Below are 18,981 nucleotides of genomic sequence, written 5' to 3'. Positions count from 1 at the left end.
TCGGAACCGCTCATGGCGCGGCCGGAAATTCACATTTCGGCATGTCCTGACGGCCCGGCCCACCCCAGAGCTACCCCAAGGCCGGGCCGCTTTTTTCTACTTTTCAGCAGGGATATTGCAGCGCGTTGGGGCGCACGAACTCGCCCGGTAGGTCTCCACCGATCACATCCCATCTCAGAGCTAATGTTGCCGTGGAGCGCAACCGGCCAGCCAAGCGCGAAGCAAATGACCAAGGAGATCGGCAGTCCGATTGCCGCCGCGAAACCAACGGGGTCAAAAATCTCTCTGGCACCGGGCCAAACCGCATCATTGCGAGTCAGCGACAGGATGCCGTTAGCGAGCATCGGCAGCGCCGTCGCCAGGATCATAAAGAATGTCCATGCCGCCAGCGAACCAGAGGCGTCCGCTTTTTCCGCCGGCACAAGACTCAACTGCGGGCACACCAACGTCGCGAATTCTTAATTCAGGACATTGACGAAGTCTTTCTCGCGCAAAGACTAACGGACTGGGAGTGCCTGTCTACGTGGTTCGTGCCATTCCGCGAACAAGCGAGCCATTGCATGTTCCTAGGCCGACCGACGCTGCGGAAGCGTCGAGTCAGATAGACAATGCTACCCGCATCAATCGCTGCGTTGTTCGCCCACCCTTTGTCGACCTGATGAAGGTAAGCTGCTGCATTCCTTGCGGTTGGGCTGTCGACCTTTGCGACGAGCAGAACGTAACGTCGTCTTCAAGACGGCACCGGTCTATTTGCGATTTGCGTCGGTAACACCACCAGTAGACTTGCAGGCGCCTCCGACTGGATTCCCGCCCTCGGGCCTCAGGGGGTAATCTGATAGCCACCTTAGTCACGTCTGCCGAAGATAGTCAGTTTTTGGTCTGATGCTGACTCTGCAGAATGTGTATTTCGGCTCGCGCCAAGTGGCGACGAAGTGCGGCAATTGCTTGAAGGCTCACCTCGAAGGCGACGGGGCCCATCTCCTTAGTTTCCAGACGAATGGCAGCATGTCCGTCGGAACGCAACATCGTCTCCGAACCAGTCACATTCAGGATCATAAGGTTTCGGTCCATTTTCCCTCCCATCGAACCCGTCTCTCACGAGGACGTTTCCTTGTTGCTTAGACGAGGCAGTGCTAGCGTCGGCTTGGCTTCGGCGTAAGCAGACCCTATTTCGGCCTCGTTTCTTTCATTTTAGCATGAAATCGCCGTTCCGTTCCGCCAACGGAGCACGCGGCTCCGCCGCACACCGCTGGATCGCGTCGGCTCTTGAGGAAATCCCGCTATCGTTACCAGGAGATTCGTCTTGATTGGCCGGGCATTTTCACAGCGTTGGCAGCTAGTAAATGCGGTGAAAGCGCAAGGTTAGTGGATGATGAACAAGCGGATGGCGACGGACGGCGATCTGTCGCGGTTTCAGTCCGACGGGGAATTGACGATTTTGGGGGTGGCGCCAGAAAACCTTTGATGTCCGGCATCCGCGCGAAATCGCGAGAGGGCTAAGTGGCCTTTGATCCAGCGAGATTGCTGGCGGCGCCGATCCGCTCGAAAAGCGCTCGCGAAAGTGGCGATAGTGATCAATGCCTTCACTTGCATACTGAACGGTGCGGTCGTGATATTGGCGTTGTCGTGTTCGCGGCCTGATCAAAGTCGAGCGAGGGTGACGCATTGCCGATCTGACTGAATGCTATCCATTACACGGCGACTTGCCCGCAAACAGCGCGATGGCATGCGCAGGCGTATTGCAGACGAAGTGCCGAAATGGCGCGACATCATCGCAAAGGCGGGAATCAAGCCGGTCAGAGCAGATCAACATTGCGCGACACGCACAGCGTGTGATCTTGCGAGCACGAGCCAGCATCCCTACGCTCCCCCTATAACAAAACAACCAGGGAGGCGATCGTCATGACTACAAGGCGGGATTTCCTGAAGGCGGGAGCAACGGCGGCGGCAGGCATCGTGTTCTGCGGCTGCGGGCTCGTCCACAACGCAAATGCGCAGCAATCGCGCAAGCAGTTGCCGGTCACGGTCAACGGCAAACGTGTCAAGACGATCGACATTCACGCGCATTGCCATTTCCGCGAGGCGGGCGCGCTGCTCGGCGCGGACGCCGGAAAATATCAACTGCCGCCGGTCAACGGCGCCGCGGAAGCCTTCATCGAGATCGACAAGCGGCTGGCTGCGATGGACGCGCAGGCCATCGACATGGAGGTGCTTTCGATCAATCCGTTCTGGTACGACCGCGACCGCGACCTCGCCGCGCAGATCGTGAAAATCCAGAATGAAAAGCTCGCCGAACTGTGTGCCTCGAAGCCCGACCGGTTCGCAGCTTTCGCCTCGCTGACGCTGCAGGCTCCGGACCTTGCGGTGCAGGAGCTGGAGACGGCGGTGAAAAAGCAGGGGCTGAAGGGCGCGGCGATCGGCGGTGTCGTCGATGGCACCGAATTCTCAAATCCGAGGTTTCATCCGGTATGGGCCAAGGCCGAGGAACTCGGCGTTCCCCTGTTCATCCATCCGCAGGGCGTGCCCGAGCTCAACAAGCGGCTCTCCGGCAATGGGTGGCTTGGCAACACGATCGGCAATCCGCTCGAGACCACGATCGCACTCTCCCATTTGATCTTCGAGGGCACGCTCGACCGCTTCCCGGGGCTGAAAATCATCGCCGCACATGGCGGCGGTTATCTCGGCTCGTACGCCGACCGCTCGGACCATGCCTGTCTGGTTGGACCCAAGGGATGCAATCCGGAGATCAAGCTCCAGAAGGCGCCGGCGGAGTATCTCAAGCAGATTTATTTCGACTCTCTGATCTTCACGCCGGAGGCGATCAGGCACCTCGCCGCCCAGGTTGGCGCCGGCCAGATCGTGCTGGGAAGCGACTATCCCTATCCATGGCAACTGGCAGCGGTCGACCACATCTTCGCCTCGTCGTCGCTAAGCGACGATGACAAGGCCAATATTCTCGGGCGGACCGCAGCAAAGCTGCTTGGAGTAGCCGCGTGAAGGCGGCTTGCTGCTGGACAAGCGGCTGTCGTCGCGCCTTGCCGCGCAACGACAGTATCAACGATCAGTAGGCCTTCACCGTCCGGATCTCGCTGCCCGGCCGAACCGTTGGTGCCACCTGCGCGATATTGGGTATCGGATCAGTGTAGACGGTGTCGGTTCCGACGAACTCCGCTTGCGTCGCGTCCGATATCCATCTGACCGCCGCCGGATGACTGACCAGCATCCCGATCAGCGCAACGACGACAAGCACCGGCAGCGCGACAAGCTTGATGCTGAAGCTCTGGTAATTGTGCTGTGGGTCCTGCCGTCGCTTGTCGAAAGAGCTCTGCATGGATTCGTCCATATTGTGCTCCCCTGACGCGTCACTTACCGCAGCGCGTGCAAGGCCGATGTGAATGGCTTCACAGGCCTGTTCAGCTCACCGTTTCGTGAAATGCGCGACCGACGGGGCGGCCGGCGCGACTACTCGCCGTCGTTCGCCCCGGCGTCGACCAGCTCCTGGAGGGTCTCGCGCTTCAACACGACGATCGCGCCATGCTCGAGCCTGACCCAACCGCGTATCGCCCACGCCCGGAGCTGCTTGTTGATGCTCTCGCGCGTCATCCCGACCATCTCGCTGATCTCCTGCTGAGTGATCGAGATGGTGCGCCCCTGCGGCTTGTGCTTGTCGCTCAGGCGCAGCAGCGCGCTGGCCAGACGGCCGGGCAGGTTCTGCAGGATGACCTGCTCGACCTGATCGCTGGTCCGGCGCAGTCTTTCGCAAAGCAGCTCGATGAACTTCATCGCAAGCGTCGGCTGGCTGCGCACGAACGGAATGAACTCGCGCCGGTCAATGACGAACAGCTCGCAATTGGTGTTGGCGGTGGCATCGGCCGTCCGCGACAAGCCGTCGAGCAGCGCGATCTCGCCGAAGATCTCGCCGGCCTCGATCAGGTTCAAAATCGCGTTGCGACCATCCGGCGACGAGATGCTGATCTTGACCGTGCCCGAGATCACCGCAATCAGGCTGGTGCCCGGATCGCCCTTGGAAAAGATCGTCGTGCCCCGCTTCAGCGTGGTGTGCTTGGCGTAGCGGCAGAGCTGATCGAATGCCTCGGGCTCGAGATCGGCGAAATAGGGATGCTTGCGCAACACCGACAGCTTGTTGTTCGAAAACAACGGCGCGCCGGAAGTTCGTTCTATGGGCGACGCACCGGTCATCGTGATCCAGACTGATTGTGTTGCGTTCAATCGGCCCGCCAGCACAGCGGACGCCGACAAAGCCATCGATCAATGAAAGCAGACGGAAGTATAGCCCCCCCGGGGCCCTACAGCAACAAAGGTCCGGGCCGGCGCAGTTGGGATGGAAGGCATCCAAGGTACAATTTGGAATAAATCTGTGTCGATGCAACGCTCAATTGCAGCTGCGCGCTGCCCTTGATCTGACATGCCCGGCCGATCCGCGACAATCTCGCCTGGCAAGATCCCGTCGGCGCGAGGGGTCAACGCGGCCAGCTCACAGCAGCTTGCCGTCTGGCCCAAAGAACGGATGCGGCCCGTCAAACTGACCGATCGGGACCTGGTGCGTGACCAACTGTCCAAAATCCGGCCCGGGAAACCACGTGTGCAAGTGAAATGCCGGCGGTTCCACCTTGAACGACGGTTCGCGGAGCTGTCCGAGGTCCAGGTCAACCGCATGGTTCGGCGCGGGGCACAATGTCGCGGGAATCCCGGCGAAGGAGGTCAGCATGGCACGATGGACGTGCCCACAGCCGATCAAACGCACCCGCGGATGGCGCCTGACGATTGCTGCCAGTTCTGCGGCATCGAAAAGGTCCTGGCGGTCCATGTGCCAGATGCCGCCCTTGAACGGCGGGTGATGCAGGAAAAGCAGCGCGGGCCGGTCTGCTGCCGCCAGTGTCGCGTCCAGCCATTGCAGCGTCGACGGCTCGAGCATGCCATGAGGCTTCCCGGCAACGCTTGAATCAAGCAGCAGCAGATCGAGGCCATTCACCTCGATCTCCTGGTCGAGCGGGCCTGTCGCGTGAACATAGGGTGCGGCAGGAAACGCGGCGCGCATCCACGCACGCGAGTCGTGATTGCCGGGAATTCCGGCAAACGGAACGCGCAACGGCGCGAGCAGTCGTTTGAGATGGTCGTATTCCTCGACCGACGGCGTATCGACAAGGTCGCCCGAGATGACGACGAAATCGGGCGCCGGCTCGAATCCATTGATCGCCGCCACGCAGCGTTCAAGCGCCTTCGCGGTATCGACCCGGCCATAGGCCAAGGCTCCCGGCGGCTTGATGTGGAGGTCGGAAATCTGGGCGATGAGGACCGGTTTCGACGGCATCGATCAATCTCGTGGTTCGGAGGGAAGCAGACGGACAGCGTCGGGCGCAATCGAAAGCCCGACACGATCGCCGATCCTGGCTTGAATCGTGTTGGGAGCGTCGACATTGAGCGGCTTGCCCGATGCATCACTCACGACGAGCCGCTGCCGGTCGCCGATGAAGCTGACGGAATCGACGAGTCCCGAGAGCAAACCCTCGCCCGCCTCCGTCACGCGAATGGTTTCGGGGCGGATCATGACGGTCGCGTTCGCGGTCGTAGCTGCACCCTCGATCGGCAGTCGCCCGCCGGGCAGGATCAATGCCCCGTTCTCGACCGGAGCCTCTACAATGTTCGCCGCTCCGATGAACTCCGCCACAAACCGGTCCTTCGGCGCGAAGTAGACCTCGCGGGGCGTACCGATCTGGGCGATTGCGCCTTTCCGCATCACGACAATCCGGTCGCCCAATTCCATGGCTTCGGACTGATCGTGGGTGACATAGATCGTCGTGATCCCAAGCGCTCGCAACAGCCGGTTGAGCTCGCTGCGCAGCCGGTCCCGCAACGCGGCGTCGAGCGCGGTCAAGGGCTCGTCGAGCAGCAAGATGCCGGGCCGGATCGCGACGGCGCGCGCCAGTGCGACGCGCTGACGCTGGCCGCCCGAAAGCTGGTCGATGCGGCGATTCTCCAATCCCGTGATGTTCGTCAGAGCAACCAGCTCGGCGACGCGTGCGGCACGCTCGCCCCTGGCAACACCGCGGATCTTCAGCCCGTAGGCGATATTGTCCGCCACCGTCATGTTGGGGAACAGGGCGTAGGACTGGAACACCATCCCGACATTGCGCCGCTCGATCGGGACCGAGGTCATGTCCTTGCCGTCGAACAGGACCTTGCCGCCGACATCCGGCAGCTCGAGGCCTGCGATGATGCGCAGCATCGTCGTCTTGCCGCAGCCGGACGGCCCAAGCAGCACCAGCGTCTCGCCACGCGCAATGTCGAGGGTCGCGGGATCGAGCGCGCGCGTGCCGTCGGCAAAGGTCTTGCCGCACGCCTCGATCCGCACCGCTGCGCCATGCCCGGCCGTGCTCATCGCTTGTGATCCCTGTCGGCCAGCAGCTGCATTGCGACCAGCAGCGGAATGATCATCACGAAGAAGATCAACGTATAGGCCGACGCCACTTCGAGCCGCATCGAGGCGTAGCTGTCGGCGAGCCCGATCGGCAGTGTCTTCGTCAACGGCGTATGCAGCATCCAGGTCAGGTTGAATTCACCGAGCGACAGCGTGACCACCATTAGCGCGCCGGCGAGAATTCCGGGTAGCGCGTTCGGCACGATGACGTCGCGGAAGCGTCGCCATGGCGATGCCCCGAGCGAGGCCGCCCCCTCATCCAGCGTCTTGATGTCCACGGTCGCGAACACCGCCATCACCGACCGCACCATGAACGGCATGGTGAAGACCACGTGGCCAACCAGGATGAACAGCCAGGAACGGCGAAAGTCGCCGAAGCTGCCATAGGCGAGCAGCAGTGCGAGCGCTATCGCAAGCCCGGGGATCGCCAAGGGCAGCGTAATGATTTCCTCGACGATGCGCGCAAGCCGGCCTCCCCGCGCATGCAGCGCATAGGCTGCGGGAACGCCGGCGAGCAGCGTGACGGCAAGGGTCGCGAATGCGATCACGAAGGAGAGCAGGATGGTGCCGGCATAGAGCTCCCAGACCTGCGCGACCCATTGCAGGGTCACGCCGGACTGGATGCCCCGGAAGTAGTTCACGGTCACGCCGGCGGAGATCGACAACCCCGCGGGGACGACCAGGAAGGCGGCAACGAGCAGCGTGAAGATGAACTGGCCGGTGAAGATCAAGCGATCACGCATGCGTTCACCCGGCCGCCGCGACCGCGCTGCCGCTGAACGAGCGGGCGAGCGCGAGGATGAGCCAGGTGATCAGGCCAAGTCCCACCGACAGCGCGGCCGAGGTCGCGAAATTGGCGGCCAGCGTGAACTCGGTATAGATCAGCATCGGCAGCACATCGATATTCGTCGCCAGCGTAAACGCAGTCCCGAAGGCCCCCATCGCCGTCGCAAATGCGATCGCGCCGGACGCAACGAAGGCCGGCGCCAGCGCCGGCAGCACGACGTCACGCTGGACCGCCCAGGGGCTGGCGCCGAGCGAACGCGCGGCTTCTTCCAGACCGACATCGAGCTTTTGCACGGCCGCCATGATGGTCAGGATCACGCGCGGGATCGAGAAGTAGAGATAGCCGAGGAACAGCCCGTAGATCGAATAGGCGAAGACGAACTTCTCGCCGAAGATCCGGTTCGACAGATCGCCGATCAGCCCCTGCCGCCCCGCCAGCAGAATGATCATGAAGCCGACCACCACGCCGGGAAACGCCAGCGGAAAGGTCAGCATCGCGATCAGCACGGCCCGGCCTGGAAAGCGGTGCCGCTGCAGAAACATTCCGGCTATCGTCGCCACGATCAGCGTGACGACGGTCGTTGCCGCCGCCAGGAGCACGGTATTGATCAGCGTCGCGCGATAACGAGATTCGGTCAGGATGGCGAGATATCCGGCGAGCCCGTGCGGCCCTTCGGCGCCTGCGACAACCAGCCGTGCCATCGGCAGCAGGAAGAATGCCGTGGTCACGACCGCGAGCGGCAGCAGGCAGAGCCAAACGAAGGATTTTTGCGACATCGGAAGAATGGTGCCCCGGCGAAGGGCACCATATTGCCTCAGCGAACCTCGGCGAGATAGCGGTCGACGAAGGCTTTTTGCACGTTTTCCATCTCGCCCCAGTCGACGCTCTTGGCGCGGGCGTAGTCGCTGTCGGGGAGGAATTTCCCCTTCACGGAAGCCGGCAGCTCGATCGGGCGGGCCGGACGCAGATAGGCATTGGTCCAGATCGCCTGCCCCTTGTCGGACAAGAGATAGTCCATCACCTTCTTGGCCTTCTCCTTGTCGGGTGCGTTCTTCACGAGACCAACGACATAGGGAAACACCACCGATCCCTCGCAGGGAATCACAAACTCGAAGTTGCCCTTCTCCGAATATTTCGCGCGATAGGCATTGAAGTCGTAGTCGAGCAGGATCGGCATCTCACCGGAGACGACGCGGGCATACGACGTCTGCTTGGGTACGATCGGATCGTTCTTGCGCAGCTCCTTGAAGAAGCTGATCGCCGGATCGAAGTTGCCTGGCGAGCCGCCGAGCGCCAGATTGACGGCGACCGCGCCGACATAGCCGACCGCCGCCGACGACGGATCGAGATAGCCGACCATCCCCTTGTAGTCGGGCTTCAGGAGATCCTTCCAGCAGGCCGGCACCGGCTTGCCGCCAAGCGCATCCTTGTTCACGAACAAACCGAGCGTGCCGGAGTGGATCGTGGTCCAGTAGCCATCGGGGTCCTTGAGGCCGGCCGGGACCTGATCCCAATGCGCCGGCTTGTAGGGCTCGAGCGCATCCTGGGCCTTGGCCTTCATGCCGAAGGTCACGCCGAAATAGCCGATATCGCCGACCGGATTGCTCTTCTCGGCCAGGATCTGGGCCAATGCCTGACCGGAATTCTTGTTGTCGTGCGGAATATCGTAGTTGAGGTCCGCCCTGATCGCCTTCAGCATCGACGCCCAATCCGCCCATTCCGGCGGACAATTGTAGCAGATCACGTCGGCCGCCCTGGCGGATTGCCACGGCGCGATCAGCGTCAGCGCCAGCAACGCAAGGACAAGGCGGACGGTCTTCATGGGAGGCTCCGGTCTGGGAGAGAATGCAAAGAGGATTTCAACATCAACCGGGCGACCAAGTATAGGCCGCGTATGAATGTTTTGCGACGCGCTTGCTGCCGTGCAGCAAATGCAACGGCTCCGATGCCGACCATCGGGTGCTCGCGGCAGCCCGTCGTTTCGCGCTAGGCTGTCAACCAAAAGAGGAAGCGCCCATGTACCAGCCGCCCGGCGTCAGCACATCGCCCGATCTTCCCGTTCCCGGCCTGATGCAGGCCTGGGTCCTTGGTGACCCCGGCCGGCTCCTGCTTTGCGAAAAGCCGACGCCGGTCCCCTCGCGTGCCGAGGTGCTGGTGCACATCGACGCGGTTGCGATCTGCGCCACCGATCTCGAAATCATCCATGCCGGGTCGCCGGCAAGCATTCAGGGCGGCCTGCCCTTCAACAAGAACTTTACGCCGGGCCACGAATACATGGGCACGGTCGCCGCACTCGGGCCGGACGTTGACGAATTCAGGATCGGTGATCGGGTCAGTGTCGAAATCCATGCCGGTTGCGGCCAATGCAAACGCTGCCGCCAGGGCATGTACACATCCTGTCTCAACTATGGAAAGCCGGAGAGGGGCCACCGCGCCAACGGCTTTACGACCGACGGCGGATTCGCGGAGTACGCAGTCAACCACATCAATACGCTGGCGCGCGTACCGGATAGCATGAGCGATGCGGAGGCGACGCTCGTGGTGACCGCAGGCACGTCGATGTACGGCTTGACGGAATTGGGGGGATTGGTGGCGGGCGAGAGCGTCGTGGTGATCGGCCCGGGGCCGATCGGACTTCTCGCAGTTGCCGTGGCCAAGGCGCTTGGCGCAAGCCCGGTGATTCTGACCGGCACGCGCAACAAGCGGCTGGCGATCGGCCAGGAACTGGGGGCCGACCGCGTCATCAACATCAACGACGAAGACGCCGTTGAGGTCGTGAAGCAACTAACAGGGGGAATCGGCGCGGACTATGTCGTCGAATGTGCCGGCACCGAAGCGACACTCAACCAGGCCATTCACATGACCAATCGCGGCGGCAAGATTTGTCTGGCCGCCTTCCCGCACGAGGCCGCGACGCTGGATATCGCGCATCTCGTGCGAAACAACATCTACGCTTACGGGATCCGCGGCGAGGGCCGCAGCGCCACGCGCCGCGCCATGGAATTGATGGCAGCGAAGCGGTTCGACGCGACAAGAATCCACACGCATACGTTTCCGCTGGAAGACCTGCCGACGGCGCTCAGATATGCACGGGATCGCGTCGATGACGCGATCAAGGTCGTCGTCACCACAAGCAAGGCCGACGCGATCGCGCGCGCTGCGGAGTAAGGTCCGTTCGCGCCGGCGGGAGACCGGAGAGCCCGCTCACACCGAACAATATCGTTCCTTGATCTCGTCGTCGGCCAGCAGGGCCTGCGCCGACGCCTGGTGCACCACCGCCCCCTGATCAAGGACGTAGGCACGATCGGCGATGCCAAGCGCGAGCTCGACATTCTGCTCAACCAACAGCACCGTCGTTCCCTGCGCCTTCATACTGCGGAATAGCTCGAACATTTCGTCGACCAGGACCGGCATGATGCCCTCCGAAGGCTCATCCAGCATGATCAGGTCGGGCTTTGCGATCATCGCCCGCGCGATCGCCAGCATCTGCTGCTCGCCACCGGACATCGTGACCGCCTCCTGGTCCATGCGCTCGGCCAGCCGTGGGAATATCACCGCGATCTCGTCGATCAGCTCGGCCTCCCGCTTCTTCGCCGGCGACGCCACCAGCCCGAGCCGCAAATTTTCCCGGACCGACAATCCCTGCACAATCCGCCGCTCTTCGGGAACATAGGCAAGTCCCAGCGCGAAGCGCACATGCGCCGGCCGGCTCAGCAGCTCCTTGCCCTTGAAGGTGACCGAGCCGCGCGTTCGTCCCATCAACCCCATGATCGATTTCAGCGTCGTCGTCTTGCCGGCTCCATTGCGACCGATCAGGCAGACGATCTCGCCCTTGGTCACTTCGAGAGTTATGTCCTGCAGCGCGTGACTTGCGCCGTACCAGGCATTGAGCTTGCTGATCTGCAGCATTCGTCAATGCTCCCGCTGGCCGAGATAGACGCGCTTCACCGCCTCGTTCTGCCGGACCTCCTGCGGCGTTCCTTCGGCGAGAAGTTCTCCGTGATGCAGCACGAGGATGCGATCGCTGATCCCGAGCACCAGCTTCATCTTGTGCTCGACGAGGATGACCGTACGCTCCTTTGCGAGCTTCACGATCAGATCCATCATGGTCCGGGTCTCCTCCGGGCTCATGCCGGCCGTCGGCTCGTCCAGCAACAGCAACCGGGGTTGGCTGGCAAGCGCCATGCCGATCTCCAGCGCCCGCTGCTCGCCATGGGCCAGCGTCCTGGCGGCACGTTCGCGAGATTCCCACAATCCGACCAGCGCAAGCAGCTCGTCCGCCCGCTCGACCAGCTCGGTCAGGCGCGCGCGGGGACGCCAGATGTCGTATCTCGACACCAGCGCCTGCAGACCGACGCGGATGTTTTCACGGGTCGTGAGCTGCGGGAACACGCTGGTGATCTGAAAGGACTTTGCGATCCCCATATGCGCAAAGCGGTGCTGCGGCAGCCCGGTGACATCCTTGCCCTCGAATTCAACGCTGCCTTTGGTGGGCGCAAACGCGCCGCACAGCAAATTGAAATAGGTGCTCTTACCGGCCCCGTTCGGACCAATAATGGAGGTGATCGCTCCTCTGGAAAACTCCGCCGAGATATTGTTCAGCGCAACAAACTTCCCGAACGTCTTGCCGACGCCCCTGGTACGCAGAATGATTTCCTTGGTTTGGCCTTCCGCGGCGCTCATCGCCTGCCTCGCGCGATCAGCGTGCCCCAGATGCCGGCGGGGAAGAACAGCACGCATGCAATGAAAATGGTGCCAACGATCAGTTGCCAGTGAACCGTCCACACGGAGACCACGTTCTCCAGGACCAGGAAGACGGCGGCGCCGATCATCGGCCCGAAGAACGTTCCCATACCGCCCAGCAATGCGATCATCACAACCAGACCCGACGTCTCGTAGTGCAGGATCTCGATCGGAACGATCGACAGATGCAGCGCCTGCAAGGCTCCCGCGAGACCGCAGAAGCCGCCAGACAAAACGAAGGTCAGCAATCGGGTCTTGGTGACGTCATAGCCTGACGCGCGGGCGCGCATCTCATTCTCCCGCACGGCCTCAATGACGGCGCCAAATGGCGAGGCAAGAATGCGCGACATCACGAAAAACGCGGCAATCACAAAAGCCGCGATGACATAGTAACGGATCATCGGATTGATGAAGTCGAGCCGCAAGCCGAACAGATCGATGGTGCGGACATTGATGCCGCGGAGGCCGTTTTCGCCGCCGGTCAGGTCAACCGCCTGATAGAACAGGTAGTAGACACATTGCGACAGCGCCATCGTTACCATCGCGAAGTAGATGCCGCGGGTCCTGATCGCGAGCACGCCAATCAACGATGCCATCAACAGGCCGCCGGCGATCCCGGCTGCGATGGCCGCATACCATGGCCAGCCAAAATGCACGATGGCGATGCCACACAGGTAGGCACCGGTTCCGAACAGCGCCGCGTGACCAAACGACAGCAGACCGAGATAACCAAACACGAGGTTGAAGCCGACGGCATACAATCCATAGATCAGGATGTTCACTGCGAGGGCCGTGAACGGCATCACCAACGGGAAAATCAGGATCACCGCGGCCACGATGCTGGCGCGATGCCGCGTTGCGAATTCGTACCAACTGCCCGTCGTGGCACGAGACTGTTTGACGGATTCGGTGGCTCCGATCATCCCTGGCTCTCAGCTCATCAGTCCGGCGCGGCCGAAGAAGCCTTGGGGACGAACGATCAGGACGATCGCCATCAGGGCAAAGATCGAAACCTTGGCCATCTCGGGCGCAAACAGCGACGTCATGCTGACCACCACACCAACGAGGAGGCCCGCCAGTACGGCGCCACCGATCGAGCCCATGCCTCCTACGACCGTAACCACGAAAGCCTCGGCGAGAATCGTGCCGCCCATCTCGGGAATGACGCCTTGAAGCGGGGCAGCCAGCAGCCCGGCAAAGCCCGCAATCGCGGTGCCTATCCCGAACACGATCAACCAGACCCTGGAAACGTCGACCCCGAGGACGCGGACGATTTGCGGATCGCGCGCGCCGGCGCGGATAATGAGTCCGAAGCTGGTCTTCTCCAGAAACAGCCAGAGCGCCAACAAGACAACGGCCGTCGCGCCGATCACGAACAGGCGGTAAAGTGGAAAATATCCGACACCGATGTCGACAGCCCCCTGCAGAAGCTCAGGCGTGTCGAAGGGATAACCGGTCTTGCCGAAGGCAATGCGCACGCATTCGACCATGACGTAGCTCAGCCCGAAGGTCAGCAGCAGCGGATAATCGATGCCGCGGCCGTAAAGCGGCCGGATCAGCACGCGCTCGACGGCAAGGCCGAACAGCCCGATCAGAAGCGGTACCGCCAGCAAGCAGAGCCAGAAATTGCCGCCGATCGAAATCAGGTACAGCCCGACATAGGCGCCGACCATGTAGAACGCGCCATGAGCGAAGTTGACGACGGTCAACATCCCGAAGATCAGCGAGAGGCCGATCGCAAACAGCACGTAGATCGCGCCGAGCGCCAGCCCAGCGAATAGTTGCAGTGCAATCAGATCAAAGCTCAGGCCCGCCATTTGTCCCCCCCTCAGCACGCGCACCGCTCCGCGGTGCGCGCCGGCGCATGGCTCAGCTCTTGTGGCCAAGCGTGTCGCAGGTACGCAGGTTCTTCTCGTTAGGCTCTTCGGTCGATAGAACCTCGAACACATCTGACTCGTTCTTCATGTCCTTGGACTTCGACTTGATCACGAGCACCGATTGCACCGATTGGTGATCGCATTTGCGATAGTATTGCGGCCCCTTGTAGTAGTCGTACTTCAGAGCCTCCAGTGCCGCGACGACCTTGTCGGTCTCCACGCTGCCCGCGCCCCTGACCGCCTCGAGCACCGTCCGAACACCGCCATAGCCTAGCGCACCGTAGTCGGTAGGCAACTTGCCGTCATACATCTTGCGGAACGCGTCGTTGAACGCCTTGGTCGAGGCGAACTTGTCCTCGATGCCCCAGAAGAACGAGCAGCCCCCGACGACGCCTTCGAATGCCTGGGGGCCCGCCGCAACGCGACTGGCATGCGACAGCAGCGGCGCGATGATCTGGATCGATTTCTTGATGCCGAAGTCGGTTGCCTGCTTCAGCGCGATCTGCTGATCGCGGCCGAAATTGCTGATGCAGAGAATATCGGGCTTCAGCGCCTGGAGACGTGGCAGCAGGGTCGAGAAATCAGTCGTCCCTAACGGATGGCGGATGTCACCGAGATTCTCGATGTTGAATTCCTTCCCGACCTCGAGAAAGCCGCGAACCATCTCGTGACCGTAAGCATAGTCCGCTGTGAGAAACGCAACCTTCTTGCCGAATTTGGTGAAGGCGTAGCGCCCGACCGCCCCTGACGTCATGTGCGGGTTCAGCGCTTCGTGGAACGTGTATTTGCTGAAATCTGCTGCCTCGTTGATGGCGTCGGACTGGCTGATCGAATTGAAGATGACGCCGCGTTCCTTGGTGACGTTGTTGATCGCGAGCTGAACCGCCGCCGATAGACTGCCGACGACGAAATTCACCTTCTCCTTCTCGACCAATTCCAGGGTCCGCGTCGCCGCCTCACCAGGATTCAGCTTGTCGTCACGCACGACGAGCTCGGCCTTGCGGCCGTTGAGACCGCCGGCATCATTGAACTGGGTGACAGCAAGCTGACCCGCCCGCACCTGGTCCTGGGCCTCGGCACCGTATGGACCGGTCAAAGGAACCGGGAAGCCGATCTTGATGGGCGCTTCCTGGGCCTGAAGCAGATTGATGCGAAAAGGCGAGACGGCGAGAACGGCGCCGGCGCTTGCCGTCGTCAGCAGACGACGCCGTGATATCGATCCAGCTTTGGTGACCTTCTTCGTCATGACTATTCCTCCCCAAGAACTGTCTGCGTTTTTGCTTATCGTATTATCGTTGCCCGGAACGTCTCCACTCAGATCCGTCCCAGGGCGGTCAGGATAACCTGAGGCGTGAGCGGAATCTCGGTAATTGTTGCGCCAAGCGGCCGGAGCGCGTCATTGACCGCGTTGGCAACCGCTGCTGCCGCGCCGGCCGTCCCCGCCTCCCCAGCCCCTTTGGCTCCCAGTTCCGATTCCTGCGTCGGAGACACCACGTGGCCGACCTCGATGTCGGGCATCTCGCCGGACATCGGGACCAGATAGTCCGCCATATTGGCATTGGTCAGCTGACCGCGTTCGTCGTAGATGCACTTCTCGAACAGCGCCGCGCCGAGCCCCTGCACGACCCCGCCCCGGATCTGCTCGTCGACCAGTTGCGGGTTGATGATGGTGCCGCAGTCTTCGACAACCCAATGCTTCAGCAGCTTGACGAACCCGGTCTCGGTATCGACCTCGAGCCATGAGGCCTGAACGCCGTTGGTGAACGCAAAGGGATATTGGCGCGGAACGAAATGCCGGGTCGCCATCAATTCGGGCTGGACACCGGGCGGCAGGGTGTCCGGTCGAAAATAGACGATCCGCGCCAGCTCGTTCAGTTCGATGCGAAGCGCGCCGTCGGCGGCGTTGACGATCGTGTTGTTGACGATATCGAGCCCGTCCGGCGTCGATTGCAGGATGGCCGCGGCGACGTTCAGGATGTTCTCTCGCAGGCCCTTGGCTGCCTGCAATGCAGCTTCGCCGCCGATGCCGGCACCGCGCGAGGCCCAGGTACCACCGCCATAGGGCGTGTGGTCGGTGTCGCCCAGGATGACGCGGACGCGTTCCATCGAAACGCCAAGCACGCTGCCGACGATCTGGGCCGTCAGCGATTCCGACCCTTGCCCCTGTTCGGTGATGCTGGTCTGGCAGATCACGGACCCTTGCGCGTCGAGCCGGACCGCAACGCCATCCTGCGATGAAATTTTCGCGCCGCCCACGCCGTAAAAGGCAGCGCTGGGATTGGTCACCTCGATGAAGCTCGCGATTCCGATGCCTCGATGGACGTTTCTGGCGCGCAAGGCCGCTTGCTCAGCCCGCAACGCGTCATAATCCATCATCTGAAGCAGCTTGGTCAACGAGGCGTGATGCGAAAGCTGCTCGAACTTCATGCCCGAGGGCGATGCACACGGATAGGCATCGTCGGCGATCAGATTGCGCCGCCGGATTTCGACGGGGTCCATGCCGATCTTCGCGGCCGCCAGATCGACCAGGCCTTCGGTGACCGAACAGGCGATCGGGTGTCCGACCGCCCGGTACTGGCACATTACGTTCTTGTTCTGGAAAACGACGCGCGCCCGCGCCCGATAGTTCGCCGTGGCGTAGGGCCCACCGACCAGATTGACCACCTGATTGGCCTCGATGGCGCTGGTGCGCGGATACATCGAGTACGGGCCGATCCCCGTCAGGTCGTCGATCTCGAAGGCCGTAATCGTACCGTCCGGCCTGACCCCGATCCGTCCCCTGCATCGATGATCGCGGGCGTGGATGTCCGTGTTGAAACTCTCGACGCGGTCCGCCACGAACTTGACTGGCCGACGCAACAGCTTGGACAGCGCGTAGGTCGCCATTTCGTCGGCGTAGATATGGACCTTGATGCCGAACGAGCCGCCGACATCCTTGCAGACCACTCGGACCTGCGCTTCCCCTAACCCAAGATGCAGCGCCGCGATGTTCTGCACCATATGGGGCGCTTGCGTGCCCTGATAGATCGTGAGCCGTGCCTCGGCCGCATTCCAATCGGCAACGACGGCGCGCGGTTCAAGTGTCACGCCGGTGTGGCGCCCGAATACGAAGTCGGCCTCGACGAGTTCGGACCCCGACAATGCATGATCGACGTCGCCGGCGTCGAGCGTCCGCTCAAAGGCAAGATTGTCGCCGAGCGCAGCATGAATGACGGGAGCTGCCGGATCGAGCGCAGCACGCATGTCCGTGACCGCCTCGAGCTCCTCGTAGTCGACTGAAATATGCTCCATGGCATCTTCGGCTGCAGCACGGCTGGTCGCCACAATCGCTGCAACGGCCTCGCCCTGCCAGCACACGCGGTCGACCGCGATCGCGTGTTGTGGCGCTGACTTCAGTCCCTTCAGGTGCGAGAGCACCCCGACCCACGGCGTGATGACCGCTTCAAGTTCACGACCCGTGACGATGGAAACGACACCGGGCACGCGCCTTGCCGCCTCGGCGTCGATCGCTGCGATTTTGGCGTGGGCATGTGGCGACCGTAGAAAAACCACATGCGCCATCCGAGGCAATTCGAGATCACTGACATATTGGCCCCGCCCCTGCAGCAACCTGTCGAGGTTCGGCCGCGGTACGGTCTCGCCGATGTAGGAATTCGGGCGATCAAGCACCGAAAGCGCGTCTGCTGGCGCCCGCGTCACCGTCATACGCCCCGCTCCGCGCGCGTGATGGCTGTCGCCTCAACCGCATCAACAATGGCCTGATAGCCCGTGCAGCGGCAATAGTTGCCGGAAAGATGCTCGCGGATTGCTCGACGATCAGGCACGGACACGTGCTTCAGCAGGTCCTGCGCCGTGATCAGCATCCCAGGCGTGCAATAGCCACACTGCAATGCATTGCGTTCGCGAAATGCCGCCTGAAGATCGGCTATTTCACCGCTGTCAGACAGCCCCTCGATTGTCTCAACTGACGCGCCCTGCGCCTGGACCGTCAGCATCAGACAGGAGCGAACGATCTCGCCATCGAGTCGGACCGTACAGGCACCGCAAACGCCGTGCTCGCACCCAACGTGGGTTCCGGTCAGCTTGAGATTTTCCCGGAGGAAATCAGCAAGATTGAGCCGCGGCAAGACGAAGGCGTCGATGGGTTCGCCATTGACCAGAAGCGAGACCGGTACCGGAGCGTTCACTTGCCGACTCCCGTTTCCAGTTCTGGCCGTGCCAGCAATGCTGCCACGCAGCGCCGGAGCAAGACCGTCGCGAGGTGTCGACGCATGGCCGCGGTCGCCTGCTGGTCCTCCTGTGGATCGAGTTCATCGGCCAATGCGGCCGTCGCCTCTGCGAGCAAGGCGGGAGTTACCGTGGCATCGATCAGTTTGCCGGCGGCCGCCGCGAGCAATGGCCGGTCGCCAACAGCAAAGAAGCCGAGGCGAAGAGCTGAGAACCTGCCGGCCGCAACTACGGCACGGGCGGCGAGACCAACGACAGCGTAGTCGCCATGCCGCCGGGCATATTCCTGAAAGAAAAATGTCGAGCCTTGGCCTGCGACCGGCACCTCGACCGCGACAAGCAACTCGTCGGGCAACAGTGCCGTTTCGTAAATTCCCCTGAAAAACTCCGTCGCAGCAATCCGGCGCTCGCCGGCCGAGCCCCGAACAACGATCGTGGCGTCAAGCGCCACAACACAGGCCGGCAGCTCCGACGCAGGATCGGCGTGAGCGAGGCTGCCGCCGATCGTTCCGCGATTGCGAATTGCGGGATGGGCAACGTGGGCAACGGCATCGCGCAACAGCCGCGCGTGCAGTGCAACCTCCGGCGATCTGAGCAGATCGACGTGCCGGGTCAGCGCGCCAATGACCAGCACGTCTCCCCTCACGGTGATGCCGCGCAACTCGGCGAGGCAGCCGATATCGACCAGAATGTCCGGAGACAGGAGCCGCAGGTTCATCGCCGGCATCAGGCTCTGACCACCCGACAGAACCTTCGCCTTGTCGCCGTGCATGGCGAGCAACTCCAGCGCGTTCACGACGCTGGTCGCGCGGGCGTAGGCGAAAGCCGCAGCTTTCATGTGGGCATGGCCTCCCGGGCCCAATTTTGGTTTGCCCGATTAGAGGGCCGCCCTCTTCAAAGGTCAAGCT

The 18,981-nt window shown here is 62.1% G+C and carries 19 protein-coding genes; 3 read left to right on the top strand and 16 right to left on the bottom strand.

Annotation, left to right across the window (positions count from 1 at the left end; all coding sequences use genetic code 11):
* Window positions 1-225 precede the first annotated feature (225 nt).
* The gene (locus ACVIYL_RS25200; protein ID WP_253607747.1) at window positions 226-462 is read left to right on the top strand and encodes a hypothetical protein; all 237 of its coding nucleotides are present in this window, start codon (window positions 226-228) and stop codon (window positions 460-462) included.
* 405 nt (window positions 463-867) lie between these two features.
* On the opposite strand, the gene ACVIYL_RS25195 is transcribed toward ACVIYL_RS25200, so the two are convergent.
* A complete protein-coding gene (locus ACVIYL_RS25195) occupies window positions 868-1,071 on the bottom strand; it encodes a hypothetical protein (RefSeq protein WP_456780118.1) in 204 nt (67 codons plus the stop codon).
* Window positions 1,072-1,902: 831 nt separating this feature from the next.
* Here ACVIYL_RS25195 and ACVIYL_RS25190 point away from each other — a divergent pair.
* Window positions 1,903-2,997, top strand: coding sequence for an amidohydrolase family protein (locus ACVIYL_RS25190; RefSeq protein ID WP_456780117.1), 1,095 nt, complete (start codon window positions 1,903-1,905; stop codon window positions 2,995-2,997).
* 64 nt (window positions 2,998-3,061) lie between these two features.
* Here ACVIYL_RS25190 and ACVIYL_RS25185 read toward each other — a convergent pair whose 3' ends face one another.
* From ACVIYL_RS25185 to ACVIYL_RS25155, 7 genes are all read right to left on the bottom strand, one after another.
* Window positions 3,062-3,343 carry a hypothetical protein gene (locus ACVIYL_RS25185; protein WP_253607744.1) on the bottom strand — a complete coding sequence of 94 codons (282 nt, stop codon included), beginning with the start codon at window positions 3,341-3,343 and terminating at the stop codon, window positions 3,062-3,064.
* Window positions 3,344-3,462: 119 nt separating this feature from the next.
* Window positions 3,463-4,200 (bottom strand): Crp/Fnr family transcriptional regulator, encoded by a 738-nt coding sequence (locus ACVIYL_RS25180; RefSeq protein ID WP_456781886.1) that lies wholly within the window; start codon window positions 4,198-4,200, stop codon window positions 3,463-3,465.
* A 295-nt stretch (window positions 4,201-4,495) separates the two neighbouring features.
* Window positions 4,496-5,332, bottom strand: a complete 837-nt coding sequence (locus tag ACVIYL_RS25175; protein WP_253607743.1) for a phosphodiesterase — start codon at window positions 5,330-5,332, stop codon at window positions 4,496-4,498.
* Window positions 5,333-5,335: 3 nt separating this feature from the next.
* Entirely contained in the window at window positions 5,336-6,400 is a 1,065-nt protein-coding gene (locus tag ACVIYL_RS25170) for an ABC transporter ATP-binding protein (RefSeq protein ID WP_253607742.1), read from the bottom strand.
* On the bottom strand, window positions 6,397-7,182 hold the full coding sequence (locus ACVIYL_RS25165) for an ABC transporter permease (protein WP_253607741.1): 786 nt from the start codon (window positions 7,180-7,182) through the stop codon (window positions 6,397-6,399). Before ACVIYL_RS25165 ends, ACVIYL_RS25170 begins: the two co-directional genes overlap by 4 nt.
* 4 nt (window positions 7,183-7,186) lie before the next feature.
* On the bottom strand, window positions 7,187-8,002 hold the full coding sequence (locus tag ACVIYL_RS25160) for an ABC transporter permease (protein WP_076834043.1): 816 nt from the start codon (window positions 8,000-8,002) through the stop codon (window positions 7,187-7,189).
* Window positions 8,003-8,040: 38 nt separating this feature from the next.
* The gene (locus ACVIYL_RS25155; protein ID WP_253607740.1) at window positions 8,041-9,048 is read right to left on the bottom strand and encodes an ABC transporter substrate-binding protein; all 1,008 of its coding nucleotides are present in this window, start codon (window positions 9,046-9,048) and stop codon (window positions 8,041-8,043) included.
* Window positions 9,049-9,242: 194 nt separating this feature from the next.
* Between ACVIYL_RS25155 and ACVIYL_RS25150 the strand changes: the two genes are divergently transcribed.
* A complete protein-coding gene (locus ACVIYL_RS25150; RefSeq protein WP_256558682.1) occupies window positions 9,243-10,394 on the top strand; it encodes a zinc-binding dehydrogenase in 1,152 nt (383 codons plus the stop codon).
* 36 nt (window positions 10,395-10,430) lie between these two features.
* Here ACVIYL_RS25150 and ACVIYL_RS25145 read toward each other — a convergent pair whose 3' ends face one another.
* The 8 genes from ACVIYL_RS25145 to ACVIYL_RS25110 form a co-directional block, all read right to left on the bottom strand.
* Window positions 10,431-11,135, bottom strand: a complete 705-nt coding sequence (locus ACVIYL_RS25145) for an ABC transporter ATP-binding protein (RefSeq protein ID WP_253607738.1) — start codon at window positions 11,133-11,135, stop codon at window positions 10,431-10,433.
* A 3-nt stretch (window positions 11,136-11,138) separates the two neighbouring features.
* Entirely contained in the window at window positions 11,139-11,909 is a 771-nt protein-coding gene (locus ACVIYL_RS25140; protein WP_168856021.1) for an ABC transporter ATP-binding protein, read from the bottom strand.
* Window positions 11,906-12,892 (bottom strand): branched-chain amino acid ABC transporter permease, encoded by a 987-nt coding sequence (locus tag ACVIYL_RS25135; protein ID WP_253607737.1) that lies wholly within the window; start codon window positions 12,890-12,892, stop codon window positions 11,906-11,908. The genes ACVIYL_RS25140 and ACVIYL_RS25135 overlap by 4 nt, the downstream gene beginning before the upstream one ends.
* Before the next feature lie 9 nt (window positions 12,893-12,901).
* Complete coding sequence (locus ACVIYL_RS25130; protein WP_076834052.1) at window positions 12,902-13,786, bottom strand: branched-chain amino acid ABC transporter permease; 885 nt, start codon at window positions 13,784-13,786, stop codon at window positions 12,902-12,904.
* Between the two features lie 52 nt (window positions 13,787-13,838).
* Entirely contained in the window at window positions 13,839-15,092 is a 1,254-nt protein-coding gene (locus tag ACVIYL_RS25125; RefSeq protein WP_253607735.1) for an ABC transporter substrate-binding protein, read from the bottom strand.
* A 68-nt stretch (window positions 15,093-15,160) separates the two neighbouring features.
* Complete coding sequence (locus tag ACVIYL_RS25120; protein WP_456780116.1) at window positions 15,161-17,551, bottom strand: xanthine dehydrogenase family protein molybdopterin-binding subunit; 2,391 nt, start codon at window positions 17,549-17,551, stop codon at window positions 15,161-15,163.
* Window positions 17,548-18,033: a (2Fe-2S)-binding protein gene (locus ACVIYL_RS25115; protein WP_229188835.1), complete on the bottom strand. Its 486-nt coding sequence runs from the start codon at window positions 18,031-18,033 to the stop codon at window positions 17,548-17,550. The genes ACVIYL_RS25120 and ACVIYL_RS25115 overlap by 4 nt, the downstream gene beginning before the upstream one ends.
* The gene (locus ACVIYL_RS25110; RefSeq protein WP_141342848.1) at window positions 18,030-18,911 is read right to left on the bottom strand and encodes an FAD binding domain-containing protein; all 882 of its coding nucleotides are present in this window, start codon (window positions 18,909-18,911) and stop codon (window positions 18,030-18,032) included. The genes ACVIYL_RS25115 and ACVIYL_RS25110 overlap by 4 nt, the downstream gene beginning before the upstream one ends.
* Window positions 18,912-18,981: the final 70 nt, after the last annotated feature.

This window comes from Bradyrhizobium sp. USDA 3315 (assembly GCF_054056795.1).
Note: the sequence above shows the minus strand (reverse complement) of the source record. Positions and strands in the feature narration are given on the sequence as shown.